The organism is Chlamydiota bacterium (genome assembly GCA_016178055.1).
Classification (GTDB): Bacteria; Auribacterota; JACPWU01; order JACPWU01; family JACPWU01; genus JACOUC01.
The window spans coordinates 1-25,235 of the sequence record JACOUC010000048.1 but is presented as its reverse complement, the minus strand read 5'-3'; the positions used below and the strand labels follow the sequence as shown (position 1 = coordinate 25,235).

The window sequence follows — 25,235 nt, the reverse complement described above, 5'->3', positions numbered from 1 at the left end:
TTCCTCTGGACTTTACGAATAGAAATGCAGACGAAATTCACATATCATACAATCTGCTATCACCTTATTTGAAGGAAACATCTAATCTTTCATAGAGAGTCTCGGGAGCAATGTCTGCTCCATTAGGCCAAGACAAAGTACCGCCCTGGATTCTTGCAGTTTTAAATACATTTTTGTCCTTGAGAGGTTTAAAAATAGGGCCCCAGCGATCAATATTTTGAAAATTAATCTCCCCTTTTTTCCCATCATCAAATTCGACAAAATAGATATAATCTTTTTTATATTTGATCAGGATTACATCATTTAGATTCCACACAAAAACTCCAAGTTAATCAAGGGGTGCAATTTTATTCAAGGGTTTTCCCTTTTTCGCCAAATTCCAGTCCACTTGTAATTCCTGATTGCGTAAATCTATCCATTCTCTTACAAGTTTTACAGCCGTACGAGATTTTAAGTTTCCTTTAATTAAATTACCCAGAAAATCAAAGACCGCCTTATTTCCCTGATATTCAACATGAAAATGAGGGGGATCGTGTTCATTATAAAACATTCTAACAATGATTCCGAAAAATCTACAAATTTCAGGCATGTCAATATTCCATCATAGCAGTTTCTTAACTTCCTCCTCAAATTCTTCTTTTTCAATATACCCCACAAACTGTTTCACAATATGGCCTTCTCGATTGATCAAAAAAGTTGTTGGAATGCCCACCACACCCCCGTAGTCGTTGATCACTTGATCATAATCCCCTATTAAAATGGTATAATTCACTTTAAATCTTTCAACAAAGGGTTTGACCACCCGTACCCCTTGACGATCCAAGGCAATCCCCACAATTTCAAGACCTTTAGAGCCATATTGATTTTTTAACTCTACAAAATGAGGAATTTCATCTTGGCAAGGAGGACACCACGTAGCCCAAAAATCGAGAACAACGATTTTTCCTGCTAAATCAGAAAGTTTAAACGTTTTACCCTCTAAATCCGTCAAGGTAAAATCAGGGGCCTTCCGTCCTTCAGAAAAAATATTGAGGGGAAATAAAATCCCTAAAAGAATAAGAACAAAAACCATGCTTTTTTTCATTTTCATATCCTTTGCTTTTCGCCCTATTTTATCAAATAATCCAAACTTGTTTTACAGTTCTTTTTCCTTGCGTTCCAAAATTTCAAAAACTTCTTTGGGTTGAAGGGAACTGACCAGACCTTGGCGAACTTTTTCATCTTGAAGAACCCTTGAAATATGGGCCAGGGCACGAATGTGGGGACCCGTTTCCTTGGCAGACGCTACAAGGAGTATCGCCATTTCGACAGGGGCACCATCAGGGGCTTCAAAATCAACCCCCGAATCCAAAATGACCATACTTCCAATCACCTCCTGAACAGAATCCACTTTTCCATGGGGAATAGCCACCCCCTTACCGACCCCCGTACTCATCAGCGCTTCCCGCTCAAGAACAGAAGTCAAGACCTCTTGACGATTATTTAAATGATAAGTCTCGACCAGAGTATCCACCAATTTTTCAATCACTTCTTTTTTGTCGATTGCCTTCAAATGAATCTTAATTCCCTCCAGTTTTAGAAAATCTCGGAATCTCATATCGTCCCCCCTACAAAATAAGAACATTGTTCAAAGTTCAAGGTTAAATGTTCAACGTTTAACCTTGAGCGCCAGGCGACAAAAACAAAATCTATTCTCTCTTAATCCCTACATCTTTTTTTGGAATCAAAACCTTCGCAATCACTGTTTCACTACTCAAAACAACTGGAACTAAGCGATAAATATGTTTACCTTTTGAAACAGAAATAAAAAAAGAGCGTGACCTCCCAGGAGTCATATGGGTTACTTCCCGATAGGAAGCAACATCTGATTTATAGGTTCGATACTGCCGGGTTTGAATTAATTTTTCGTCTTCGAAAACTTGAATTTGATAAGAAAACTTTCCTTTCATCCTCTGATGAAATTCTAAACGGCTAATCACCTTTAATTCCGTTGAGCCCGTCACAGAAATTTGAAGAGGCTTTTCTGGGCTAAACCGATAATACGTGAATTCTTTTTCTTTATAAACTAAATCGACGACCTTGTCATACTGATCAGGACTCATCAAAGTGCGATGGGCCTTTCCAGAAATAGGTTCAGAAAGGAAGAACCTCAAGAAAAGTCTTTCCTGACTTTCTCCTTCAGGAAGAAAAAATTTGAAATGGTGAACCCCTTCTGGAATATTAATTACCAATTTACGAAGCCGTCCTAAAAAACGCTCCTTCCCTTCGATGCTTTTAAAAAAAAGAGAAGAGCTCGAGGAGGATTGAAAAATAAATTCATCAAAGTTCCGTTCATCCTGAAGGGTATCAATACGATAAGCAATCTCTGATTCATTTCCAGAGGAAAAAGAATTTCTCAACTGTACAAAAAGACGGCGGGGCCCTTTTATTTTGAGTTCTAAGGGATTCTCATGACTGACAGAATAATAGGTCACTAAATTCTTCTTAATATTGACCTCTATTTTCTCATGGTACTGAACAAGGGGATATTCTTCCCATGCAAGGCTTTTAGCATCCAAAACATTCACATTAAAAAAAATCAAAAAACCAATGGCCAAAAACATCTTATTGAATATTTCCATGTTTGATCAAACTCCAAAAAAATTAAAGAGCGGGTCGAGTGACCCTGCGAATAAAAAGTCGATGAAATAAATCCAGCCGAACAAAAACAGTGATGGATCCAATTAAAATCAAAGTACACAAAACAGCAATCATCACATGATGCCTTTCTTCAAAGAAAACCCTTCCCTCTCCAATTTCAGGAAGAGGCTGAGGAGCAATGGGGAGACCATAGGCCCTTGCAAGCCTTTCAATATTGAGAAGATGAATCACCGGAATTCCTCGTTCAGCCATCTCGACAACAACTCCCTTGACAGGCAAATTTTTCATGGCCAAATTTTTTGACAAACCGGGTGGAATCAAACGACCATTGATCGCAGCCCCTAAACTGGCCAGGCCTCCTCCAACGTTGATATAAGCCTTAATGGACCTCGTTTTAGCATAGTGATCATAAAGCTCTAATCTTTTTTGAATGGATTCTTCCAAACTGTTTTCATGAATCAAAATAACGCCTGAGCGTCGAATAGAATCTTCAATGAGTTGACGCGCCAAGGAACTTAAGCCTCGCCCCTCGTCCCTACCCCCTCCGATGGAAGCTGCAATCGATTGAAAATGAAAAATCTTTTTTTCGAAAAGATAAGACTCTATATCCAGCCAGTTAAAATCCGGGTTAGTGGCCCCCCACGTTGAGGCTCCCACCGAGGCAATCATCATGGGCTTTAGATCTAAAGCTTCAAGAGCAGCCAAAACAGCAACGTTCATGGCCGGCATCGATCCCGTAAATCCAACCGCAACAACATCTCCCTTATTGAGCCCCGCCTGTTTCAACATATCCACAACGACCGCCGCAAAATTAGGATTGGTCGCTGTAAGCTTCGCCTTTAAAACTCCACGATCGGTCGTAATATCTGTATACTCTTGGCCAATGAGGCCCGTCAAATTGGGGTCATTCACCGCATCAATCACCAATCCCTTTTCAACAGCCCTTGTCTTAATTGCATTCTGAGCCACAAGGTTTAACCGAGCTGCTTTTAATTTCTCAGCATGCCAAGGCTGACGAACTAATTCATGGGAGTGATACGCCAGTAAAAAAAGGAAGATCGAAATGATAGAGAGCCCGATCAGGGTTATTTTAGAAACCCGATGTGTCGTTTGCATTAGACCTTGCCTCCTGAAACAATCATGAGAACAAGTCGAACCAAAACACTCACCGTAATCATTGTAGAAAGAGTCGCCGTAACGCCTTGACGTTCCATCCAAATGGCAATCAACCCCGGAATAACAAACCCAATGGCATGAATTTCTATGTGAAATCCATCCAAATGCCATGTAAAAAATGATCGGCTGATCGCCCCAAAAACAAACGAAACTAAAATGGTGAGTACCGTTCGTCTTCGTCCATAGATAAACATGAAATTCGACAAAAACTTAACCAGACCATAGGTTGCAAGACTGATTAAAATCGTTGCGATGACTTTCTCAGGCCGGTGAAGGGTCAAAGCCAAATAGCCAGGAACCACCATTCCTCCAGCTGCCAGTCCAAAAATTTCAGAAAATATAAGGCTCAATACCAGTCCCAAGCCGATTGACTGTTCGATCATCCGATGCCCCTCGATGTTTAAAAAAATCTACAATTTGTTGACCCAGCCCCCCAATATTTCCGATCGCAAAAACCATTGATTTTAAAGGGGTATGATGTAAAACTTGCTCGAAAATATCCGAAACGGATTGCCCCCCTAAATTTTCAATCTTATCTCCGTCTAATCCCAACCGAATCGCTTCATCTTCTATCGCCTTGGTGTAATCCCCTACCAAAAGATAGGCATCTGCCTTTAATGCTTGAGCAATTAAAATTCCCATCTGCTCACTTCTCTGAATTCGATCTGCACGGGCATTCACCATCACAATTTTTTTACGATCGGGCTCCATTCTCTCGCCCATGAGTTTCCAAATCAGCAGCGTAGAATCAGGATCGTTGGCTGCAAAGGCATTTACAAACTGAATATCTTTGTCGAAGAAATGAATCTGATAAACCCTTAAGACCCCTGGATCGGGAATAGCCTTCACCATTCCTGAAAAAGCCTTTTTACTCTCCACGCCACAAGACTGACACACCTTTAAAGCAAGCGCTACATTTTCACGATGTTCAATATAGCTAAAACCCCGCATCGCATCCCATGAAACTTCTTCTTCCCCACAGGTCACAATTTCTGTGCTACGGGTTTGGCACTCATCTTCCAATTGCTTCAAAATTTTAGAATTGCTTTCTGCAGTAAAAAGTTTTCCTTTGAGTGGAATCGTATTCGAAAGGGCCCTGGCAACATCCTCTAACGTTTCACCCATCACATCCATATGATCCGGTCGAACATTTGTAATCACGCCTATTTGAGCACAAACCATCCGATCTTCCGTCAACCACTGAAGAACAGGCTGTAAGGCCATGCATTCCACAACCACGGCCTTGGCGCCTCTGGAACGAGCCCTTGAGAAAAATTTGACCTGCTCAATAATATTGGCCGACCCTGGCCTATAAATTTGAGTTTCAGAACCATCTTCAAAAATTACTCTAGGTTCTGTCCCCGTCGTCTTGGCCAATACCTTAAAGCCCCCCTCTCTCAATCCCGCTGTAATCAAACGGGTTACACTGGATTTTCCACGGGTGCCATTCACATGGATTCTGAGAGGGATAGAATTTCGATTTCTAAAATGGAAGAAATATTCCGAAATACCGTAACCCACCAAAAGGAAAATCAAAGTCAAAACCAAAGGCATAAGACCATCCGCAAAAATAGCCCTTTAGACAAGGATATATGCAAACTTCCTAAACGGGTAAAATGAATTCATTCTACCACCAAGCCCTTTGAATTCAACAAAAGAAAGTCCGAATCTCCAAAATCGATTTTCCTATGATTCTAGCTGAAAAAAAGATATATTTCTACTCTCAAAGGTCATTACAAAAATGGATACACTCACACACCTTATTCAAACGGCCAATTCGTCCTTTGGTGCACGAATCGCTCTCCAAATTAAGGAGGGAAAAACTTATTTTAGCGTCACTTACCATGATCTCTATGAAAAAGCCTTTCAAGTTGCCACGGCTTTAAAAAAACTTAAAGTAATCCATGGGGACCGTATCGGGATCATCACGGAAAACTCTCCCTATTGGGGAATGGCATTTTTCAGCATTCTTTTATGTGGAGGGGTCGTTGTCCCGATCGACAACAAACTGAAGGACCACTCCATTCAAAACATCATCGACCATGCTGAATGTAAATTCATTTTCAGTTCTCTCAAATTCCTTGATACGGTCTCATCCATTTCTGAGCGAAGTCCCATTCATCCCAACATCATCATTTTAGATGGGAAAGACTCTAAAGGGAAATGGCTTTCCCTAGATCAACTTGTCAAAGAAGGTAAAAATCAATCCATTCCTTTTGAAAAAATAACATCTGAGGATCTTGCCATTATTCTTTATACTTCTGGCACGACTGGATCTCCTAAAGGGGTCATGCTCAGCCACGGGAATCTCATCTCTAATGTCAAATCTGTTTCATCCGTTTTTCCTTTCTCATCTAATGATCACTTTATCTCTGTTCTACCCCTTTGCCATACCTATGCCATCACAGCCGATTTTCTGATTCCCCTTTATACCGGGGGAACCATCACCTATGTTGAGAATTTAAAAGGTCCTATTCTTTTAGAAAGAATGCATGAAAACAGAGGAACCCTACTAGTTGCTGTTCCAGCCCTGATTCAATTGATGTATCACCAAATGATTTCAAAAATTGAAATACTTCCTCAAAAGAAAAAAATTATTTTTAAGATTTTAAAAAAACTTTCCAAAATTTCCCTCTCGGCCGGTTTTCCCTTGGGTCGACTCCTTTTTAAATCCCTCCGAGATAAAATGAGCCATCGGCTTAGATTTTTCATTTCAGGAGGAGCCCCTATTGACCCTAAAATCATCGAAGAATTTTTCATCCTTGGAATCCCGATCTATCAAGGCTATGGGCTCACAGAAACCAGTCCTATCTTGACCGTGAACAGCCCGAGCCACAACACCATTGGCTCTGTGGGCCGACCCATCCCAGGTGTCGAGATCAAAATCATGAATGGAGAAATTATTGCACGGGGTCCCAACATCATGAAAGGTTATTACAAAAATCCTGAGGCGACCTCTGAAATTATGAAAGACGGCTGGTTCCATACGGGTGACATTGGCTTTTTTGATTCAAAAGGGTACCTCTATATTTCAGGTCGACTCAAGAATATTATCGTCACGCGGGGAGGGAAAAATGTGTACCCTGAAGAATTGGAAGAAGAACTCAACCGCTCCTCTTCCATTCAAGAATCTTGTATCGTCGGCCTCAAGAAAGATTCGAAAGGGTTTGCCGGAGATGAGGTTGTCTATGCCCTTCTCGTTCCAAAGCTTACTTCCTTTTATCCGGAGGGAACCCCTCTCGAAAAAATGTCGATTGACCTTCCTCTTATTCAAGAAACTCTTTCTGAGGCTGTAAAAAGAGCGAATCTTCGACTCGCCGACTACAAAAAAATCCGAGGTTTTGAAATCTGGAATGAACTCCCCAAAACAACCACCCTCAAAATTAAACGCAAAGAAATCCTTGAACTTCTCGAGAAAACGCACCTGGGGTCAAGTCTTGACATTTGACATTACAACATCACAAAAGATGAAAACTAAAATGTCAGAGCTTAACCCCTTCATTGACCCCTTAAACGAAATTGATTTATTCAACCTTTTCCAAACCCTGAGCAAAAAACCTTACGCCTTTTTTCTTCATCATGAGCGGTACTGCCTCTTGGGATGGGATCCTTTCTTAACCTTTAAAAGTAAAGGCCCTCATATCAAAATTGAAAACTCTGACCAAAAAATAGAAAAAATTTTTTCTCAGGATCCCCTTTCCATCCTTCAAAATCTTTTTAAAGAATATGTCCTTCCTTTTCAAAACATTCCCTTCTTTCAAGGAGGACTGGTCGGTTACTTTGGGTATGATCTAGCCCGAATGCTCGAAAAAATTCCTTCGTTTTCAAAAGACGATCAAAACTATCCCGATATCTGCGTTGGTTTTTATGATCGGGCTTATCTTTATGATCACCTTAAAAAAAAAGGAATGTTGATTGCTATTCCACTTCCAGGAGAAAATTCTCAACAAGCTCTGAATAAGATTCAATGGCTGAAGCAGGCGCTATCAGAAGAAGACAGAAGACAGAAGACAGAGGACCAAAACGAACTAGAAATTCAACCCTTTGTTTCAAACTTCACCAAAGAGAATTATCTCAACACCATTCAAAAGATTAAAAACTACATTGCTGAAGGGGACATTTACCAAGCCAATCTCTCTCAAAGATTCTCAGCCACTTTTTCGGGAGATTCCTTTTCCTTATTCAAGACCCTGGCTACAAATCAGCCGGCTCCCTTTGCGTCCTATTTTCATACTCCAGAGCTTGATCTCGTCAGCCTGTCCCCTGAACGATTTTTAAGGATAGAAAATCGTCAAATCGAAACTCGTCCCATTAAAGGAACTCGACCTCGAGGCAAGACCCCTCTTGAGGACTCTCAACTTAAACAAGAATTACTTGAAAGCCGCAAGGATGCGGCTGAACTCCTCATGATTATTGATCTAGAAAGAAATGACTTGGGCAAGGTTTGTGAATATGGCTCCGTTCAAGTCTTAGAACAAAAACGCATCGAGTCTCACCCCAATGTTTTCCATTTGGTAGGAACCGTTCAAGGAATTTTAAAACAAAAAGTCGACCCCTTTGATTGCCTCAGAGCTATTTTTCCAGGTGGCTCTATTACGGGCGCTCCTAAAATCCGTGCGATGGAAATCATTGAGGAACTTGAGCCCACTCGACGGAATCTTTATACGGGTATCTTCGGTACCATTGGATTCAATGGAGTCAGTGATCTTTCAATCCTGATTCGAACCTTAATCCGGAGCCAGAATAAAATTTCATTTCAGGTGGGAGGGGGAATCGTAGCCGATTCCGATCCTGAAAAGGAGTATGAGGAAACACTGGCAAAGGGGAGTATCTTTTTTAATGTCTCAAAATCTTATTTATTTCAACAACCGGTTTTTCAAGGAAAATGAAGCTCCAGAATTGATTTTAGACCGAGGACTTTTCTTTGGAGATGGAATTTTTGAGAGTCTCAGGTTCATAAATGAAAAAGCGATCGGGCTTGAAGCTCATATCCAAAGACTCTTCTATGGGATGGAAATTCTCAAAATTGAACCCGCCTGGAAACCGGAAGAAATTCTTTCTCTGATTAATAAAACCGTTTTGGAAAGTGGACTGGATGATTGTTACATTCGTCTAAGCGTCACACGCGGAAAATGGATGGGGTCTATCCCCCCTATCGTTTCAGGGAAACCTAACCTCATCATTATTAGTAGGAAATTTCTCCCCTTTCGTGAAGAAATTTACGAACGAGGCTATCGCACCCTCACACTTCCCATCCGCAGAAATGAGACTTCACCCCTCTCACAAATTAAATCGCTTAATTATCTCGATAATATTTTAGGAAGAATGGAGGCCCTCGAAAAAGAAGTGGATGAAGGAATTTTCCTCAATACAAAAAATGGTGTCACCGAAGGAACAGCCAGTAATCTCTTCTTAATCCAAGGAAAGAAACTGATCACCCCTCCTCAGGAAGATGGTATTTTGGGTGGCATTACACGAAAAATTATTTTAGAACGATGTCCCTCTTTGGATCTTAAACCTGAGATAAGATCCATTCACCCTGATGAGATTATTCAAGCCAATGAAGCCTTTCTTACCAATGCCCTCATGGGAATTGTCCCCTGGGTTGAATCCAACGGAAAGAAGATTGGAAGTGGAAAACCCGGCCCCCTAACCCAAAGTTTAAGATCCCTTTACAAGAAACTTCTTAAATAGATCATTAGTTTATGATAAAGCAACTTCTGAAACATGCTCATCATGATATTTTTCGGCATATCGAATGACCCACTCTTCAGGGGTAATATGAAGCTTCTTACATTCTTTTCTCATCATCTCTACCTGGTTCAAAATATATTCTCGGGTTGACATGGCTTCCTCATCCTATCTCCCACCCTCCATAGATATAGACCCCCTTTATAAGCAAAAGATAAAAAAAAATATTAAAAAAATAACGATTTTTTAAAGTATTAATAAGAGGGATGTTACGAATAATTTTTACAATTTTTATTGTTGAATTATCCTGAAAATAATCGTCCAAATACGAACAACTTATGAATTTGGCTTAAAATTCAACGCTTTTGAAGCCGCTTTTAAAATCTTCTGAATATCTGACTTAGAATGAGCCAGACTCAAAAACCAGGCTTCGAAAGGAGAAGGGGGAAGAAATACACCTTGTTCGAACATTTCTTTAAAAAATTGTTTGAACCTTTGAGAATCGGATTTCAAAACATCCTCATAATTTTCAATCTCATGACTTGTGAAAAAGAGTGTCATCAAAGAACCGATTCGATGGAGACGGAATGGAATTTTCTTCATTTGAAGAATTTTAGAAAGCCCATCTTCCAATTCTCTCCCTAAGTGCTCCAACTTCCGGTAAGGATTTTGTCCCTGTAACATTTCAAGTGTTTGGAGGCCTGCTGCCATGGCCACTGGATTTCCTGAAAGGGTTCCTGCCTGATAAACAGGACCCGAGGGAGCTAATTGATCCATCATTTTTGCACGCCCTCCCACAGCGCCAACAGGAAACCCACCTCCAATAATTTTACCGAGAATGGTCAAATCGGGTTGAACTTTGTAAAGCCCCTGAGCCCCACCAAAACTGACACGAAATCCTGTAATCACTTCGTCAAAAATAAGCAGGCATCCAAATCGTTTGCACAAGCTGCGCAGACCCTGTAAAAAACCCTCTCGAGGAGGAACAACCCCCATATTGGCTGCAATAGGTTCGACTAAAACAGCTGCAATTTGATTTGGGAATCGATGGAAGGATCGTTCGAGGGCTTCTAAATCATTGTAAGCAAGTACCAATGTCGATTTTAGAACCTCTTCAGGAACCCCTGAACTTCCCGGCAGGCTGTAAGTCGCAAGCCCTGAACCTGCCTTGGCCAAAAGAAAATCAGAGTGTCCATGATAACAACCTTCAAACTTAATGATTTTAGATCGCCCCGTAAAAGCACGAGCCAAGCGAATCACGGTCATCGCCGCTTCGGTCCCAGAATTAACAAACCTGATTTTCTCAATGGAAGGTATCGCCTCTTTTATTTTCTGGGCAAGTTTAATTTCTCTCTCTGACAAAGCTCCAAAAGTGGAGCCCTCACGAACGGCATTCTGAACCTCACGCACCACTTCTGGATCCGCATGTCCCAACATCAACGGACCCCAAGACATCACAAGATCGATAAAACATCGCCCTTCTACATCATAGATTTTACATCCCTTTGCATGAGAAACAATCAAAGGGTCCAATCCAACAGAACGAAATGCGCGAACCGGGCTGCTGACCCCACCCGGCATAAGCGATTGGGCCTGAGTCCATAATTTCTGATAGACGTTTTCCATTTTTTTCATATTGACCTTTCTATCTAGAAACAAATCCAAAAGTTAAATATCAAAATCAAAATTATGGTAGAGATTTATGAAAAACTTCCGAAACCATTTGATTTTTGAACTTTAATTTGTCATTTTGACATTTGCATTTTGATTTTTGATTTATTTTTTACAGCATTCCCCCGGTGGAATCAAACGGCCATGGGGACAGAATTTCGGATGCTCAAGAAAAGAGCAAATCTTCTCCGTCATTTCAGGATCAAGAAGATGTTCGAATTGACACGCCTCCTTATCCGAGCGATCCTTATCCATCCGCAAGGTTTGAGAAAAAAGGATCTCTGCCAGTCGATGTCTTCGAATCACATCTTTCATTCGACGCTCTCCCTCATCGGTCAATGCAACCTTCCCCGGGGAAAACTCTAGCAGACCTTTTATTCCCATATATTTTAATGTTCCCGCATGATCCAGAAAATCAGCATTCTCTAAATATTGATAAGAGAGTTTGCCCTCCTCTTTTAATTCCCATAATTTTTTTAAGAGATTCTCGATATCCTCTTCGGCTTGAAGAGAAGTGAGATAAGAACCAATGATTTTACCATGTTCAAGCTGGATTTGGCGATCGGCCATTTTACCGACGGTGATATCGTGGGTCACCATCAAAATGGTATGACCTTCTCTATGCAAACTTCTAAAAAGGTCCAGCACCACCTCTTCACTCTTCTCATCCAGGTTTCCCGTAGGCTCATCAGCCAAAATCAGTTTGGGACGATTAATCAAAGCTCTGGCAATACAGGCCCTTTGCTGTTCTCCTCCAGAAAGTTGACAGGGATAATGATGAAGACGCTCAGACAATCCTACCTCAGTTAAGGCCCTTTTTGCTTCTTCTTCATCCACCATGCTGTGATAATACTGGGCCACCATCACATTTTCTAAAGCAGTTAGATAATCCACCAGATGAAATTGCTGAAAAACAAACCCCACATTTTCTCTTCGAAAACGGGTAAGCTCTGTTCGATCTAAAGCTGTCGTAAGCTTACCCTCAAACCAGATTTCTCCATCCGTAGGTTGATCCAAACAGCCTAGCAAATTAAGCAAGGTCGTTTTCCCTGATCCTGAAGGCCCCATCATCGCCAGCCATTCCCCCTGATGAATAGTAAGATCCACTTGATCCAGGGCCAAAACCTGATCCCCATAGCGCCGCGTCAATTTCCTTGCATGAATAAGTGTGTTCATAAGAAAATCCAAAAATCAAACATCAAAAATCAAAATTATGGTAGAGATTTATGAAAAACTTTTAAAGCTATTTATTTTTTTGAATTTTAATTTGTCATTTTGATTTTTGCGTTTTGATTTTTAATTTATTTTACTCCCCTTTTAAAACCATAGCAGGCTCAATCTTAATGATTCTTCTCACAGCAACACTTCCCCCAAAAAGAACAACAACCAGCATAAACACTAAAATCACGGGAACCAATTCCCAACGAAAAGAGGCATGAACTGAAAAAAGATTCTGAACTAATTGGTCTAAACTCCAGAATCCAAGAAAAAATCCGGGCAGGGCAGCTGTCCAACTTGATAAAAGAGCTTGCACATAAAAAAGAAGGCTCAAATGAAATCCAGAAGCACCTAAAACCCGAGACAACCCAAATTCTTGACGGCGCTCTGAAACCAGTGCATTGGAAGTTGCCATCAGCGTGAGTCCTGTCATGATAAAGATCAGCAAAGTCACCATCCAAACAAGCCCTTCAATCCGATCTAGAATCTCTCCTTCAGAAAGAGCTACTTTTCGAATAGGACTTGCCTTAAGAGAAGGAAAACGCCCTTCAATTTTTCTCGCTAACTCTTCTAATTCTTTTAAAGAGCCTGGAATCCGAGCTAAGAATGAGGATACTTTATTTTTTTGACCCATCACCTCTTGAGCCTCTGAAAGTCTTAAAATAATCTGTTCATCTTCTTTCCCTCCTGATTGAAAAATTCCACAGACATGAAAAGAAGAAGCATATTCATCCCATTGAAATGGTTCCCCTAATTTTAATTCGAATTTTTGAGCAACGCCCTGCCCAATCATTGCTTCCCGAGGTTGGAGAATCCATCTTCCCTCCAGATCAAAACTTTGGGAAAATTTCTGATAGGATTCAATTTCCAATCCCATGACCCCCACAAGTTCTCCTTTGAATTGCATCGTTCCCAAAAGACAAGGAGAATAGATCGCCTCGGCCTCCTTTAACTTTCGCTTTAAAAAAGGAAAACATCCTCGAGAAATTCCTTCTTGATCATATCCCAAAGAGGGACGAATCACAAAATTGGGCCCGAAAACTTTTAATTCATTTTCCATCTGAAGACGAATATCATCAATAAGTCCAAGAAGGCTTGTACTCACGGCAACCGCCATCATTGAAACTCCCATGAGTAAAAGTGTTTTGTTTCTCCCACGCAGCATGGCCTTAAAGCATAACCTCATAAACATCTTAATTTTCATGAAGCACTCTCGCAGGATCTAATTTAAGAGAAGTCCTTAACGGAAAAAGTCCTCCTAGAATGGAAATCAATAAAGTCACTCCCCCGACCACAAAAACTACAATAAGATTTGGATGAATACCTGTCTCAAAAATTCTAAAAGAAATCATTTGACCTAAAAGATATCCTAAAATTCCCCCCAAAGTGGATCCTACAATGGCAATCACCAACATTTCTGAAAGGAAAATGAGGAGAATACTCCATACACTTGCCCCTAATGCACGTAAGAGGCCCACTTCTTGACGTCTCTCTACCACTGTGGCCATTAAGGTGCTTGCAAAACCAATGCCCGCCGTTAGAAGAGCCGATAAGCAAATATAAATAAAGAGAAACTTCAATTTGCTCAAGATCAACCCCTCCCTTTGAACCACTGTTAAAATGGGCTCTGCCACAGAATGAGGAAAAACCTCTTGGATTTGACGGGCAATACTTGAAACATAAGGGGAACAAGACCAACGTTCGTATTCTTGGGGAGAAAGTGCTGTCGGGCTCTTTCGAAAAGTCTTTTCAAGAGAATCTGAGGGAATCGTCAGTGCACTCACAAAAATTTCATGGATGGCATTCGTAAGACCTGTTAAGACCTGAACTTGAGTCAAATCAACCAAAATAGCCGTATCAAATTCTTCCCCTGAATCCAGAAGGCCTACCACTTTAACGCTCAGTTCTTTTCCCTCATACTTCAAAGAAAGGGGATCACCCACATGAATATTTAAAACCCGTGCCAAATCTTTTCCCATCAGGGCTTGGGGAAAAACCTGATCATCTTGAGGCCACGCTCCTTCAACCTTCCAAAATTTGAATAGGGATTGAATTCCTGTTTTCATTTTTTGCTGATTAGAAAGTTCTTTTGAAAACCAAGTTCCATATAAAAAGATGCGTTTCCCTTGACAATCCACAGGAAGTGATAAAAAAGGTGCAAAATCAATAATATTATTCGTCCAAAAAATTTCTTTGATTCTAGGAAGATCCTTCTGGGAAAGATAAGCTTCCTTCAGGGAAGGACCCCACTCCCTTTTTAGAGGGGGCTCGACGGCATGAACTCGGATATTGGACCCATAAACTTTTAATTGCTGCTCTATTTTATCCCCCATCTCAATGGAAATACCGATGAGGGCCGTTGCAAGACTAGATCCCAAGGCAACCGCTAAAATTCCAATGGTCTTACGACGTTTTCGCCGAAGAAAAGACTCACGGAGTATTCTGAGAAGCACGACGCTCAAACTCCTTCCTGCACGAGTCCATCGAGCATAAATAAAATGTTCGACCCTGAATTTCGATTGAATGAGCCTCTTCTAGATGAAGTTTCATGCGGCAAATTTCACATTCGACTTGTGGAAGCATTTTCTGTTTAAAACGACCCGACATCTCTCGCAAATCACTTTTACGAATCACAATTTGCTCTCCCTCTAAAATTGACTTAAGGGGAATAGGATTGCAGCCTCCGGGAACCCCAATCGTAGGCGGATAGATTGCTGCTGTGCAATTAAGGCAAATCACGTTCTCCCCTTCTTGAACGTAACCATAATCACCACAAATCTCACAAAGATCAAAAGCCGTTCGATAGTGATCTTTTTCGGTTTTGATAACCAGAAAGCGAATCAGAGTCTCTCCATCTTTAAAGGCAAATCGATGAAGCTTTTCATCCGAAACCTCCTCAAAAGGAATGCGAATCTCTTCCCCCATTGCATTCACCAAAAGAGGTGGATCAAGCGTCTGACCACGCCCTGAATAGACCGCATGAGTTCCTAAAAGAATCATAATCGTGATAGAAGTAAAAGCCCAAAACCAACGCCATTTTTTTTGTCCTTTTAATTTGGCTAAAAGAAGTCGTCTTTGAGGACCCTCTAAATCAGCAGAAATTTCCTCTTTTTTACGCGAGGGAAATAAAAAAATGAGAATTGGAATACTTAAAATGGCCAAAATAAACAAGGCATTATTTCTAACCACAGGACCTATCAGTGCCATTTCCCACTGGCTTGCGGGTAAAATCTGAGCTTCCGATAATTCATGAAATCCATTGATTAAAAGCTGAACAATGAAAATAACCAAAACAACGGTGCTAACCTTGAAAAATCGATTTAAATCGACTTTAACCGTTCCCTTGACAAATGCGACGCAAAAAAGAATGGCAAGAGCTAATCCTAAAAGACCTCCGATCAATGATAAAAGTTTTTCAGTCGTTAAGCCCACCGCACTTAAAAAAAGAACGGCCTCAATCCCCTCTCTAAAGACCATAAAAAAAGTAAACGCAAAAAGTCCCCACTTTTGAGATCGAGCCCCCTTTTCCTGTGTAGCTCTTTCAACCGCTTGCTCAATCTCTCCCTTCAATTTCTTTGAATGCTGAAGCATCCAATAAAGCATGGTCGAAACAAATAATGCAGCGCCAAGATAAAGAAAACCTTCATAAATCTCTTCACTCACGACAAAAAATTGAAGAAGCACGGCACCCAGTATGCTCCCAAAAAGAGCCAACCCTAAACCATAATAAACAAAAGGGGCAAGGTCCATCCGCCCCATTTTTCTTAAACTCCCCAAAAGAATTCCAATCACAAGAGAGGCCTCAATCCCCTCTCGCAACATAATGATTAAAGACTCAAACATACCTGTTACCCTTTATCTGGCTCTTCTCTAGAATCTTCTGCATTAGCCTAAAAATTTACCATGGACAACGCAAGGGCCATCCCTCATATAGCCAGAGAAAGCACCTTGCGCAAAGAAAACTAAAAATATTCTATCCTTAAAATAATACTCCCGCAATAAACCTCACTTCAACCTCCTCATGCTCATCAAGGACATCCGTCACCTGAGGGAGCACCGTGAAGGTTGCCCACCATTTTGAGCTCCCATAATGAATATTGGGTCCCACAAACCACGCAGAATGTTCTTCTTCCTCAAACTCGGGATACTCACGATGATTTCTCGCCTCCACCCCGACAGACCAATGTCCATTGATCAGATAAGAAAGTCCTAAATCAAACTCCAACGCACCTTCCGTCTTGGTTTCCTCTTCCTCAAACTCCCACTCCTCTTCACCCACAACGTTAACGACCCCGATCCATTTCTCGAAAAAGATATGCTCTAAAATAAGCTTTTCCTCAAGTTCCAACTCCTCACCATCATAACGTGTCTCAAAATAGAAGAGGACACCGATGGGACAAAGATGCGGACTGAACAACATATATTTCCATTCTGAAGAAACGCCCCTAAATTCAAAGGCCTCTGAATCGTTCCCATCCTCTTTAAGATCCACCGTCGTATCTCTGAAATTGAGATACAAGGCTGTTGTCAGCCGATCCGTCAAACCATATTCAATCTCTTCACGGAAATCCCAGCGATGAAACTTCCCCTCATCTTTTCCCTCTTTCAACGTCACCCACTGCTCCAATTCCCAATGCCCCTTGGGCAAAATCGAATCCGCCTCATAGCTATAGGTAAAATGCCGCTCATCAGCTTGCACAAGCCCGCCCAAAATTCCGGCAAAAACAAAGACTAAAAATCCCTTCTTCCACAACATATGAACCTCCTTAAATTTTCAATTTTAGCTAGGTACTTTTTATGATATTTCTACCGGCCATCCCTTGCTCTGTTTAAGTGCCGGTGTAAAATCATCACTTATTCAAAATTAATTTTCCGTTTCGTGTCCTCATTAACCGATAAACTAAATTTTCATGCTGAATATAAACAACTTTTTCCTTGCCGAATAACTCTTCTGAATACACAAATTTTTCACTTAAAAAGGGTTTCATACTCTCCACAAAACTTTGCTTGTTCATTTAAGAAAATCCAATCAAAAGAGCTGTCTTTTTACACAATAAGGCCGCTTCCTGTTCATCATATCTAAAAGATATTGAGACTCAATCTCAAATAAGAATAACAAAATAACTGAAATGATTTTGCTGTAAAGAAAATTTACTGAAAAACTCCTCTTCATCACTGACACTTTCTGCAATACCCTGTCACTTCCGTCTTATGGGCCACCGCCTTAAAATGATACTTCTCACAAGCTTCATCCAGAGGAATTTCCATTCTCTCATCTGAAAACTCTATAATCGTCCCACATTTAAGACAAATCAAATGCTCGTGATGTTTCCTTCCCAGCATGCATTCATAATTATGATGTTTTTCACTAAAAACGACTTCCCTTAAAATTCCAAATTCAACCAGAATAGGAAGCGCCCGATATACCGTTGCCCGAGAAACCCTTTCGTTTTGACTCCGTACTCGCAAAGCCAAATCATCCGCATTGAAGTGATGTGGCATTTTAAGAACCTCTTTAAAAATCAATAATCTCGCCTGCGTCGGCTTTAAACCGCTTTCTTTTAACTTAATCCTATAATCCTGTTGCGAAAGTATCGCGTTATCCATTGAGATTGAGTCTCAGTATTAATTAAAATTATAAGAATGTCAAGATGAATATCTTTAAGAAACATGAAAATGCATAAAAAAACACCCCCGGGATTTTATCCCAGGGGTGTCTTGAAGAATCTAAGAAAATATTCTTAGGACTCTTGGTTTGCTTTTGCACACGTTGAACAAACAATCATCTCAGCTTTGCAAGCCGGGCAAGTCATCTTGCTCACTTCGGTCCCTACCTTTAATTCAGCGCTGCACATGGAGCATTTCGCATCTTCCTTCAGCATCTCCAAAACGGGCTTACTAGAAGCCGGCATGGAAGCTTTACAAGCAGGACACGTCATACCCGCATAGCTGCTCATTACGGAAAAACCTAATAAAAGCCCCAAGGCCACTGTCAATAAACTACGATAAGATTTCATGTAAAACATACCTCCTCGATTAGGGTACACCACTTTATATTATTCCGTTATCCCCCCAAGAGAATAACAGGAAAGAATATAGCAAAATGAATTTTAAAACTCAAGTCCTAATAGGGCTGTGTAAAGCCAATTTAGAAATGTCACCTTTCTACTGCTCTTTGCCAATTCCGCCTCGTCTGCTTCGCAAGAGAGGTCGGCCTTGCTCAACGTACTGTAAAGTACGCCTCACACGGCACGGAGCGTCTTCCTAGCATCCAAAGCGGACTCGGGCGGTCGAGCTCAAGAAATCTGATGAGAAATCCGGGCTAATCCAAAAATCAAACATCAAAAATCTTGTCGGACAATGTAAAACTTAAAATGTCTCCCCTGCAATAGCATTATAAATTTTGGATTTTAGGTTGTCATTTTGCATTTTGACTTTTGAATTTTAAATTTAAAAAGGGTGCTCTTTTTAATTGCCGATTTCTACAACTTAGATCAAAATAGAAGACGTGAGCATACAAAAGACCCTCTACAGCAAAGAAACGTTGCAGTATGAGTTTCTGATGACCCCCCTTTTTCTTCTTCCCTTAAAAATTGCCGGCTCAAGATACGAACCCCTCATTAAAAATATTCGCCAAGAACTCAAAAAACATGATTTAATCTATAAACCTTTTTTCTATCTTTCAGATGAATTTGGATGCGTCCAAGATACCGTTAATATTGGAATCCCTTTTTATCTCGCTCGTCCCGAACTGGTAGAATTAAATCGATGGGTTGGAAGTGAGCGGCGGGAGACTTTAGAAGATCACCAAATCAAAGCCCTTTTACGGCATGAATGCGGCCATGCCCTTTTCTACGCTTATAACCTTGGGAAAAATAAAACTGCTCGGAAACTATTTGGACGTTTCAATTCTAAACGCATTCCTTTGAGCGAAGTTGACCCCCTGACTACAAATTACGTGAATTATCTTGAGCGCTGGGGAGCCGCATCCATGGGCTATTCAAGAACGCACCCTGAAGAGGATTTTTCTGATACCTTTGCAGCCTGGTTAGACCCTCATGAAGATCACTCTTCCTACCAAGGAAATGCCCTAAAAAAATTGAAGTTCATCGAGAAAATAGCTCATCGCTATGCCCGAAAAAAGCCGCATCCCTCCTCTCAAGATCTTCACAAACCTCAAAGTGAAATGAAAGAGACCTTAGAATTTTTTTTTAGAAAATATTTTGGAGCCTTTGATCTTGAGTCCTTCCGCCAAAAAGCAACTGGTTTTCTGGATCATCATCTCAAAGAAGTTTTTTCAATGCCCTCTTCAATTTCGCGTGGGAAAAGGACTGCGGCCGAATTCTTAGAAAAAAATAAAGCTCGTCTTATTCGCCAAACCCTTCATCCCTCCAAACGTTCTTCTAAACATCTTACAGGGATCAACGATATTATTGAAAAATCCATTGAACGTTCTCAAATTCTCCATTTAACACTTCCAACCCAAAATACAAAGAAAATGATCAAAATCTTTTCTGCGCTCCTAGGATTAATGTCTACTTTACTGAAAGAAAATGGAAGGCTAAATTAAAACTTTACTAAACCACTGATGACCGGCCCCTGTAAGGTTAAATCCCCCGAATCCTCTGTTTGAACCCAATCAAAAAAGAGGAAGCGATAGGCCAGTGAAAATTCTAAAGGTTCGATCGGACTCCACACAAGACCCATTTGGCCGTCAAAAACATCAACTTGGGCATTATCAAATTCAAAACTCATCCCTCGAATCCGTCCATCAATAGCCCAATGCGAAGTCATATCTAAACGCATTTGGGCTCCTAATGTGAGTGTTACAGCATCAAGACTGTGACTTGCACTTCCTACCAACTGGGATGAAAGCTCTGCATCAAGCTGAACATATTCTCCTCCAATCATCCCTCCTACATATCCCCAAGAACCGCGAAAAGGATTGATTTCAACCCAACCACTGAATCTCTGAATGTCTAACTTTCCACTGACTTCATCTGAAATAGAATACGTTTCTCCATCAAAAACAATTTTCTCATCAATCGTGGCCGCGCCCTCCATTCCTAACTCCATATACTCACCTGAAAAACGCAAGTACGGCAAAGGTTGAAGCCAGAAATTCACCACGGGAAGCCCCACAGAATCATCGACACCTAAATCATCTGCCAAATCAATCTCCGTTCCCTCAAGTCCTGTGACAGAAACCTTGGCCTTCGCATCCAGAAAACCAAACCACCATCCAAAACCGACCCCAAAATGATCCATTTTGGGAGAGGCAGGTACTCCTTTTTGAGACAAGGCGTCCTTCTCTGGAGAAATAGAAGGATCTAAATCCAATTCATCTTTAGAAAGAGGAGGGGCAATAGAGGGGAGAGGTGCAACAACCTTTTTTGGAGATAAATCGACTTTTAAAGGAGGTTTTACCATCTCTTTCACAACAACAGGAATCATAAGACTCTGACCCTGATGAATCTTGTTAGGATTTTGAAGATGATTCACTTCCATTAATCTTGTTAATTGAATACCCCATCTGTGGCTAATGGAAAAAAGGGTGTCCCCTTTCTTTACGATATAGATTTTGTAATCATTTTGCGAGGGGCTCCCCTCTATCCCAAAACAGTTAAAATATAGAAAAGCGAATAGAAAAAAAAGCGTCGAACAAGAAAATTTTATTTTTACATCCAAATCTAAATTACCTTTTCGCATTCTGAGAGGCCCTAAGGATTTTAAAAAGCTCTCTCATTCTAGGATTGTCGTGTGTTTTTTTCCAGAGGGAAATAAAAATCTTTTTGCAAAGTTGGTACCGAACGGACAATCGTTCTTCACGGCTTTTCAAAAGATTTAATTCGTTAAAAACAATTTTTCCATAAAGATGCATTTCAACAGCTTCTGTTTCAAAGAGAACTCCAAATTCCTGACGAGAGGCTGGATCAATTTTATCCCCGCAAGAAGCCTCTAAGAAATAATCCACGGCTTCACTCAATTTGCCAAAATTTGCAACATTGATGTGACTTTGAATCTCCTTTTTCTTAAAGGTAAAATTCGTGGTAATAGCCGAAGCACTGATGTCATATAAAAAAATCATCGCTGTAACAAATACTAGAATCCTTTGGGTTATTTTCATCTTGTTTGGGTAGCCTCCTTTTTAAGCTTTCACTTATATAGACACTCCCCAGAGCTGTAAAGTTTTATTTTTTTACTCTTAAGAAGAATATATCGTTCAATATTGAACGATATATTCTTAAAATTATCATTTTAAAATTTCTTAACTCATTTTCTTATAATGAGTTAAGAATAGAATAATTGAAAAAGCTTAAGAACTGATTGATTGTCATTTCTTTCCTTTTCCACCTCTTAAAAAACCCCCTATTTTGTCTGAAAGCTCACCCTTGGTCAGAGTACTTAAAATGACCCCCAAATCAGGGACAATAACCGGTTTGGAGAGCGGTCCTGTAATTCTAACAGGGATATGAAGACCTCCATTTTCATAAGGAAGCTTATTGGAAAGGTCCTGTCCTTGTGTCATTTTTTCTGTGAGTTCTTTTGAAAAAACAATATGGGCACCGAGATTAGCTTGAAAGGAAAAATCAATGGGGCCACTGGCCCTTAAAGAAAGATCTGCTGTCGTAAGACCTGCTTTTTCGAGATTGATCTTTCCATTTCCAATATCGAGATCGACAACAAAATCGGTAAATCGAGTTTCCGGAAGAACTTGATCTCTCTCCTGAATCAATTTGGCAAGCCCAGGCAAAAATTTTATTAAAATAGGTTGATTCATTTTAGACAAAATTTCCTGTGTTATATTTTTGCCAAGAATTTTTCCCTCTTTCGATTCAAGTTTAGCATGACCCGTAAGGGTTTTTTCTAGATCATACCGACTTAAACCGATCCCTTTAAGAGAGGCTTTTCCTGAGGATGAAACCGCACGAACTTGAACAGGATCTGTTAGAGAAAAATGGTCGATATGAATATCTAAACCTTTGATCTCAAAAAGTTGGGTTTCCCCTGAAGGAAGAACTTCTTTGTAAGAAAATTTGGCATTGTTGATGTGTATTTTCCCAACGGAGACCGTACGAGGACTAGAAGATCTCTCTAAAATCCCTTTCGCAGGAGTAGAAGGAGTGGAAGGAGCTGGAGATGAAGAAACCAAATCACTAAAATTAAAAATTCCCTGACTTTCTTTAACAATATTCATTTCGGGCTCTTCTATAATGATGTCATTGACGATCACCTGCTTTTTGAATAAAGGAAAGAATTTTGCCCGAATTTGTAAATCACCCAACCGGGCAAAAACATCACTTTTATTTTTCTCTAAAATCTTGAATTCCTTCAAGTGGAGGCCGATGGAAGGAAAGACACTTAAACTTAATCCTTCGAGAGAAACCTGGCGATGAAGCTTTTCACTTAAAGCATGCGTTATTTTTTCACAAAAGAAAGGGCGGTTGATAACGATTTGGGCTGTCACAAATAAAATGCTAAAGAGAACGATCATCCCTACTAAAATTTGCATCAAGGTTTTCATTCTAACCCCCTTTCTAGTACAAAAAAGTCACCGGTCACCAGTTACGGTTGCCTGTCGACAGGAAACTGGAGACAAGGGTTCATTTTACCAATTTGCAAGAAATAAACATACTTTTTGTTATGGACTTAATAGAAGGTTAGGCTAAATTTTATTTAATCCTCCCTTGAATATCTTACCAAATCAGGTTAGATTATAACTATGAAATCTCAGGTTGTTGAAAGATTAAAAGTACATGCAGGGGAGAAGGTTCCTGTTTTTCCCCTACCCAATGCCATTCTCTTTCCCCATGTAGAATTACCGCTCTATATCTTTGAGCCACGTTACCAACAAATGCTAGAGGACTGTATGAAGGGGAATTCCCTGATGGCTATTTCTCTTCTCAAAAAAGGATGGGAGGCTTATCAAGAGCCATTTCCGGCTTATGATGTGGTCGGTGTTGGATATGTCAAACTCTCGATTCAAAATACAGAAGGGAATTCCAACATCATTTTAAAAGGGATTACCCGTGCAAAAATTTCTGAATATCTTCAGTGGGAACCTTATCCAATTGCAAAGGTGAATCCCATTGAAGAGACGTCCGCAGAATCTAAAGAGATTGTCACAAAAACGAAGAAACTCTTAAAGCTCTTCATTGAAAAAGTGTTAAGAACAAAAAAGGGTCACGAAGATGAACTACGTACCCTTGAAAAAATGACCGATTCGGAAGAACTCTCCAGCATTGTAGCCCATACTTCAAATATTGATTTTCATGCCAAACAAGAAATATTAGAAACCTTTGATTTAGGAAAAAAACTTGATCGACTCACTGAAATTCTTGAATCTGAACTAAGAGAAATTTATCTGAGGAAAAAGAGCAGCTCTTAAACCCTTAATAGATTTAATAACCATCCCAAAAATAATATCTGAGGAATAGAAATCCCCATCATCCAAAGCGCTGTTTTTTTTCCAAGATTTGTCCAAATGAGTCCGATTTCTGTATAGTCTGTCGCTACTCCCGCCATTAGAAAAACGAGGCTATTTCCTAAGGCCCCTGTTTGTTTGTAAATTTCAAAAGCCAACGGAGCTGTCCCTTCGGAGCATACTTCCAGAAGAGCTGAAAAGGCAAGCGTTACGCCCAACCCCATGAAAGAAGATCCTAGAAAATGATGAAAAAAATGGGAGGGAACATACGCAGAAACGAGGCTTGCTAAAATAGACCCGATTAAAATCCAACCCAGGATCATCTCTGAAAGTTCCCACATCCCCCGAACAATGCCTAGGGCATCTTTCCAAAGAGCTTTTGAACTGAAAGGGTAGGCTTGCCAGCGATGTTTCACATCCTCCAAAATCGAAAAATCTTCATCCACTGAAATTTCATGAATATTTTTCTCTATGAGACCTCTGGCCTCCAATTTTTGAAAAATGAGCCCCGTCACAATCGCCACAACCAAAGCACAAAAAATAATGAGAACCCCTTTGATCCCAAAAAATCCTACAAGAAGGAATGTCACAGGTAGATTGGCCCAGGGACTGGCCAAAAGGAAACTCACTACCGCGGGGCCCCCAGCCCCCTTTTTATGAAGCTCCATCGCAAGGGCCAAAATACCATGGCTGCAAGCACTCATTAAAAAACCGAGTCCCACCGAATAAAAAATGGTTTGCTTTCGACGACGAGCCAAATATTTTGAGATGTAAATTTTAGGAATATAATAATCAATCAACCCACCCAAAATCATCCCAGCCAGAACGGCCCACCAAATCATTCGAACAAAATGCCAGAACGCAAGTTGAAAGGGGTTGAGCAGCGAAACGAAACGCCCTAAGGATAAAAAAACAGCCAAAAAGACCAAAGAGATGATCAATTGATCCCTGTACCAGACCCATTTTTTAGGAGTGGTTTGGCAACAAGCATGATTGTTGGAAGATATGTTATTTGATTGCATAACCTTTTAATTGTATCATGCTCCAATTGATCTTTAACCCAGAAACAAACTATTTACTTGAACATCATGCGTGAAAAACATTATGTTCGTAGCCCATTATTAAAAAGAAAATTAAAAGTGCAAAATGAAGGGCGATTAGCTCAAGCGGGTAGAGCGACTAATGTTGCCCGTGGGGTCTGGACAAAAATAATAGATTTTTAATGGGCGATTAGCTCAAGCGGGTAGAGCGCCACGTTTACACCGTGGATGTCAGAGGTTCGAGTCCTCTATCGCCCAAATTCACTTTATAGCGCCATGAATCATTCCAGAGGTTCGCCCTGATATTCATCAGGGCGCCCTGTCGAATGATAGGGCGAGTCCTCTATCGCCCAAATTCACTTTATAGCGCCATG

Annotated in this window: 27 protein-coding genes and 1 tRNA gene; 6 read left to right on the top strand and 22 right to left on the bottom strand. The window is 40.5% G+C overall.

Going from position 1 to position 25,235, the window contains the following annotated elements; all coding sequences use genetic code 11:
- Window positions 1-64: 64 nt before the first annotated feature.
- The 8 genes from HYS07_07635 to pgsB form a co-directional block, all read right to left on the bottom strand.
- The gene (locus HYS07_07635) at window positions 65-316 is read right to left on the bottom strand and encodes a DUF2442 domain-containing protein (GenBank protein ID MBI1871046.1); all 252 of its coding nucleotides are present in this window, start codon (window positions 314-316) and stop codon (window positions 65-67) included.
- A 12-nt stretch (window positions 317-328) separates the two neighbouring features.
- A complete protein-coding gene (locus tag HYS07_07630; GenBank protein MBI1871045.1) occupies window positions 329-589 on the bottom strand; it encodes a DUF4160 domain-containing protein in 261 nt (86 codons plus the stop codon).
- 12 nt (window positions 590-601) lie between these two features.
- A complete protein-coding gene (locus tag HYS07_07625; GenBank protein ID MBI1871044.1) occupies window positions 602-1,084 on the bottom strand; it encodes a TlpA family protein disulfide reductase in 483 nt (160 codons plus the stop codon).
- Window positions 1,085-1,135: 51 nt separating this feature from the next.
- On the bottom strand, window positions 1,136-1,597 hold the full coding sequence (locus tag HYS07_07620) for a PTS sugar transporter subunit IIA (GenBank protein MBI1871043.1): 462 nt from the start codon (window positions 1,595-1,597) through the stop codon (window positions 1,136-1,138).
- A gap of 91 nt (window positions 1,598-1,688) precedes the next feature.
- Window positions 1,689-2,621: a hypothetical protein gene (locus HYS07_07615; protein MBI1871042.1), complete on the bottom strand. Its 933-nt coding sequence runs from the start codon at window positions 2,619-2,621 to the stop codon at window positions 1,689-1,691.
- A gap of 22 nt (window positions 2,622-2,643) precedes the next feature.
- A complete protein-coding gene (gene pgsW / locus HYS07_07610) occupies window positions 2,644-3,756 on the bottom strand; it encodes a poly-gamma-glutamate system protein (GenBank protein MBI1871041.1) in 1,113 nt (370 codons plus the stop codon).
- Entirely contained in the window at window positions 3,756-4,199 is a 444-nt protein-coding gene (gene pgsC / locus HYS07_07605; protein MBI1871040.1) for a poly-gamma-glutamate biosynthesis protein PgsC, read from the bottom strand. The genes pgsW and pgsC overlap by 1 nt, the downstream gene beginning before the upstream one ends.
- The gene (gene pgsB, locus HYS07_07600; GenBank protein MBI1871039.1) at window positions 4,147-5,370 is read right to left on the bottom strand and encodes a poly-gamma-glutamate synthase PgsB; all 1,224 of its coding nucleotides are present in this window, start codon (window positions 5,368-5,370) and stop codon (window positions 4,147-4,149) included. The genes pgsC and pgsB overlap by 53 nt, the downstream gene beginning before the upstream one ends.
- Window positions 5,371-5,557: 187 nt before the next feature.
- On the opposite strand from pgsB, the gene HYS07_07595 reads away from it, so the two are divergent.
- Genes HYS07_07595 through HYS07_07585 form a run of 3 tightly spaced genes read left to right on the top strand, consistent with a single transcriptional unit; the run spans window position 5,558 to window position 9,510 of the window.
- Window positions 5,558-7,264, top strand: a complete 1,707-nt coding sequence (locus HYS07_07595; GenBank protein ID MBI1871038.1) for an AMP-binding protein — start codon at window positions 5,558-5,560, stop codon at window positions 7,262-7,264.
- A gap of 31 nt (window positions 7,265-7,295) precedes the next feature.
- A complete protein-coding gene (pabB, locus tag HYS07_07590) occupies window positions 7,296-8,705 on the top strand; it encodes an aminodeoxychorismate synthase component I (GenBank protein MBI1871037.1) in 1,410 nt (469 codons plus the stop codon).
- Window positions 8,656-9,510, top strand: a complete 855-nt coding sequence (locus HYS07_07585; protein MBI1871036.1) for an aminotransferase class IV — start codon at window positions 8,656-8,658, stop codon at window positions 9,508-9,510. Before pabB ends, HYS07_07585 begins: the two co-directional genes overlap by 50 nt.
- Before the next feature lie 9 nt (window positions 9,511-9,519).
- Here the strand turns inward: HYS07_07585 and HYS07_07580 are convergent, their stop codons facing one another.
- From HYS07_07580 to HYS07_07535, 10 genes are all read right to left on the bottom strand, one after another.
- Window positions 9,520-9,663, bottom strand: a complete 144-nt coding sequence (locus HYS07_07580) for a hypothetical protein (protein MBI1871035.1) — start codon at window positions 9,661-9,663, stop codon at window positions 9,520-9,522.
- Between the two features lie 180 nt (window positions 9,664-9,843).
- Complete coding sequence (hemL, locus tag HYS07_07575) at window positions 9,844-11,133, bottom strand: glutamate-1-semialdehyde 2,1-aminomutase (protein ID MBI1871034.1); 1,290 nt, start codon at window positions 11,131-11,133, stop codon at window positions 9,844-9,846.
- A gap of 150 nt (window positions 11,134-11,283) precedes the next feature.
- Window positions 11,284-12,354, bottom strand: a complete 1,071-nt coding sequence (locus HYS07_07570; protein MBI1871033.1) for an ATP-binding cassette domain-containing protein — start codon at window positions 12,352-12,354, stop codon at window positions 11,284-11,286.
- Window positions 12,355-12,484: 130 nt separating this feature from the next.
- A complete protein-coding gene (locus HYS07_07565; protein ID MBI1871032.1) occupies window positions 12,485-13,600 on the bottom strand; it encodes an ABC transporter permease in 1,116 nt (371 codons plus the stop codon).
- The gene (locus HYS07_07560; protein MBI1871031.1) at window positions 13,590-14,849 is read right to left on the bottom strand and encodes an FtsX-like permease family protein; all 1,260 of its coding nucleotides are present in this window, start codon (window positions 14,847-14,849) and stop codon (window positions 13,590-13,592) included. The genes HYS07_07565 and HYS07_07560 overlap by 11 nt, the downstream gene beginning before the upstream one ends.
- Window positions 14,827-16,239, bottom strand: coding sequence for a DUF2318 domain-containing protein (locus HYS07_07555; GenBank protein MBI1871030.1), 1,413 nt, complete (start codon window positions 16,237-16,239; stop codon window positions 14,827-14,829). The genes HYS07_07560 and HYS07_07555 overlap by 23 nt, the downstream gene beginning before the upstream one ends.
- 136 nt (window positions 16,240-16,375) lie before the next feature.
- Window positions 16,376-17,152 (bottom strand): hypothetical protein, encoded by a 777-nt coding sequence (locus tag HYS07_07550; protein ID MBI1871029.1) that lies wholly within the window; start codon window positions 17,150-17,152, stop codon window positions 16,376-16,378.
- 94 nt (window positions 17,153-17,246) lie between these two features.
- On the bottom strand, window positions 17,247-17,411 hold the full coding sequence (locus HYS07_07545) for a hemin uptake protein HemP (protein MBI1871028.1): 165 nt from the start codon (window positions 17,409-17,411) through the stop codon (window positions 17,247-17,249).
- 157 nt (window positions 17,412-17,568) lie between these two features.
- Window positions 17,569-18,003, bottom strand: a complete 435-nt coding sequence (locus HYS07_07540) for a transcriptional repressor (protein MBI1871027.1) — start codon at window positions 18,001-18,003, stop codon at window positions 17,569-17,571.
- Between the two features lie 134 nt (window positions 18,004-18,137).
- Window positions 18,138-18,413, bottom strand: a complete 276-nt coding sequence (locus HYS07_07535; GenBank protein MBI1871026.1) for a hypothetical protein — start codon at window positions 18,411-18,413, stop codon at window positions 18,138-18,140.
- 491 nt (window positions 18,414-18,904) lie between these two features.
- Here HYS07_07535 and HYS07_07530 point away from each other — a divergent pair, with 491 nt between their 5' ends.
- Window positions 18,905-19,966, top strand: a complete 1,062-nt coding sequence (locus HYS07_07530; protein ID MBI1871025.1) for a hypothetical protein — start codon at window positions 18,905-18,907, stop codon at window positions 19,964-19,966.
- Here HYS07_07530 and HYS07_07525 read toward each other — a convergent pair.
- The 3 genes from HYS07_07525 to HYS07_07515 form a co-directional block, all read right to left on the bottom strand.
- The gene (locus tag HYS07_07525) at window positions 19,963-21,105 is read right to left on the bottom strand and encodes a LysM peptidoglycan-binding domain-containing protein (protein ID MBI1871024.1); all 1,143 of its coding nucleotides are present in this window, start codon (window positions 21,103-21,105) and stop codon (window positions 19,963-19,965) included. The genes HYS07_07530 and HYS07_07525 overlap by 4 nt on opposite strands.
- Window positions 21,092-21,523 carry a hypothetical protein gene (locus HYS07_07520; GenBank protein MBI1871023.1) on the bottom strand — a complete coding sequence of 144 codons (432 nt, stop codon included), beginning with the start codon at window positions 21,521-21,523 and terminating at the stop codon, window positions 21,092-21,094. Before HYS07_07520 ends, HYS07_07525 begins: the two co-directional genes overlap by 14 nt.
- 207 nt (window positions 21,524-21,730) lie before the next feature.
- Window positions 21,731-22,921 carry an AsmA family protein gene (locus HYS07_07515; GenBank protein MBI1871022.1) on the bottom strand — a complete coding sequence of 397 codons (1,191 nt, stop codon included), beginning with the start codon at window positions 22,919-22,921 and terminating at the stop codon, window positions 21,731-21,733.
- Window positions 22,922-23,119: 198 nt separating this feature from the next.
- Between HYS07_07515 and HYS07_07510 the strand changes: the two genes are divergently transcribed.
- A complete protein-coding gene (locus HYS07_07510) occupies window positions 23,120-23,785 on the top strand; it encodes an LON peptidase substrate-binding domain-containing protein (GenBank protein ID MBI1871021.1) in 666 nt (221 codons plus the stop codon).
- Here HYS07_07510 and HYS07_07505 read toward each other — a convergent pair.
- Entirely contained in the window at window positions 23,782-24,843 is a 1,062-nt protein-coding gene (locus HYS07_07505) for a permease (protein MBI1871020.1), read from the bottom strand. The genes HYS07_07510 and HYS07_07505 overlap by 4 nt on opposite strands.
- A 202-nt stretch (window positions 24,844-25,045) precedes the next feature.
- On the opposite strand from HYS07_07505, the gene HYS07_07500 reads away from it, so the two are divergent.
- Window positions 25,046-25,119: transfer RNA gene (locus HYS07_07500), tRNA-Val, on the top strand.
- Window positions 25,120-25,235: the final 116 nt, after the last annotated feature.

Excerpts from the sequence above, each read along its gene's own strand:
- HYS07_07630 (MBI1871045.1), bottom strand. The coding sequence starts at position 589 with ATGCCTGAAATTTGTAGATTTTTCGGAATCATTGTTAGAATGTTTTAT.
- HYS07_07625 (MBI1871044.1), bottom strand. The coding sequence starts at position 1,084 with ATGAAAAAAAGCATGGTTTTTGTTCTTATTCTTTTAGGGATTTTATTT.
- HYS07_07620 (MBI1871043.1), bottom strand. The coding sequence starts at position 1,597 with ATGAGATTCCGAGATTTTCTAAAACTGGAGGGAATTAAGATTCATTTG.
- HYS07_07615 (MBI1871042.1), bottom strand. The coding sequence starts at position 2,621 with ATGGAAATATTCAATAAGATGTTTTTGGCCATTGGTTTTTTGATTTTT.
- pgsW (MBI1871041.1), bottom strand. The coding sequence starts at position 3,756 with ATGCAAACGACACATCGGGTTTCTAAAATAACCCTGATCGGGCTCTCT.
- pgsC (MBI1871040.1), bottom strand. The coding sequence starts at position 4,199 with ATGATCGAACAGTCAATCGGCTTGGGACTGGTATTGAGCCTTATATTT.
- pgsB (MBI1871039.1), bottom strand. The coding sequence starts at position 5,370 with ATGCCTTTGGTTTTGACTTTGATTTTCCTTTTGGTGGGTTACGGTATT.
- HYS07_07595 (MBI1871038.1), top strand. The coding sequence starts at position 5,558 with ATGGATACACTCACACACCTTATTCAAACGGCCAATTCGTCCTTTGGT.
- pabB (MBI1871037.1), top strand. The coding sequence starts at position 7,296 with ATGTCAGAGCTTAACCCCTTCATTGACCCCTTAAACGAAATTGATTTA.
- HYS07_07585 (MBI1871036.1), top strand. The coding sequence starts at position 8,656 with ATGTCTCAAAATCTTATTTATTTCAACAACCGGTTTTTCAAGGAAAAT.
- HYS07_07580 (MBI1871035.1), bottom strand. The coding sequence starts at position 9,663 with ATGTCAACCCGAGAATATATTTTGAACCAGGTAGAGATGATGAGAAAA.
- hemL (MBI1871034.1), bottom strand. The coding sequence starts at position 11,133 with ATGGAAAACGTCTATCAGAAATTATGGACTCAGGCCCAATCGCTTATG.
- HYS07_07570 (MBI1871033.1), bottom strand. The coding sequence starts at position 12,354 with ATGAACACACTTATTCATGCAAGGAAATTGACGCGGCGCTATGGGGAT.
- HYS07_07565 (MBI1871032.1), bottom strand. The coding sequence starts at position 13,600 with ATGAAAATTAAGATGTTTATGAGGTTATGCTTTAAGGCCATGCTGCGT.
- HYS07_07555 (MBI1871030.1), bottom strand. The coding sequence starts at position 16,239 with ATGTTTGAGTCTTTAATCATTATGTTGCGAGAGGGGATTGAGGCCTCT.
- HYS07_07550 (MBI1871029.1), bottom strand. The coding sequence starts at position 17,152 with ATGTTGTGGAAGAAGGGATTTTTAGTCTTTGTTTTTGCCGGAATTTTG.
- HYS07_07545 (MBI1871028.1), bottom strand. The coding sequence starts at position 17,411 with ATGAACAAGCAAAGTTTTGTGGAGAGTATGAAACCCTTTTTAAGTGAA.
- HYS07_07540 (MBI1871027.1), bottom strand. The coding sequence starts at position 18,003 with ATGGATAACGCGATACTTTCGCAACAGGATTATAGGATTAAGTTAAAA.
- HYS07_07535 (MBI1871026.1), bottom strand. The coding sequence starts at position 18,413 with ATGAAATCTTATCGTAGTTTATTGACAGTGGCCTTGGGGCTTTTATTA.
- HYS07_07525 (MBI1871024.1), bottom strand. The coding sequence starts at position 21,105 with ATGCGAAAAGGTAATTTAGATTTGGATGTAAAAATAAAATTTTCTTGT.
- HYS07_07520 (MBI1871023.1), bottom strand. The coding sequence starts at position 21,523 with ATGAAAATAACCCAAAGGATTCTAGTATTTGTTACAGCGATGATTTTT.
- HYS07_07515 (MBI1871022.1), bottom strand. The coding sequence starts at position 22,921 with ATGAAAACCTTGATGCAAATTTTAGTAGGGATGATCGTTCTCTTTAGC.
- HYS07_07510 (MBI1871021.1), top strand. The coding sequence starts at position 23,120 with ATGAAATCTCAGGTTGTTGAAAGATTAAAAGTACATGCAGGGGAGAAG.
- HYS07_07505 (MBI1871020.1), bottom strand. The coding sequence starts at position 24,843 with ATGCAATCAAATAACATATCTTCCAACAATCATGCTTGTTGCCAAACC.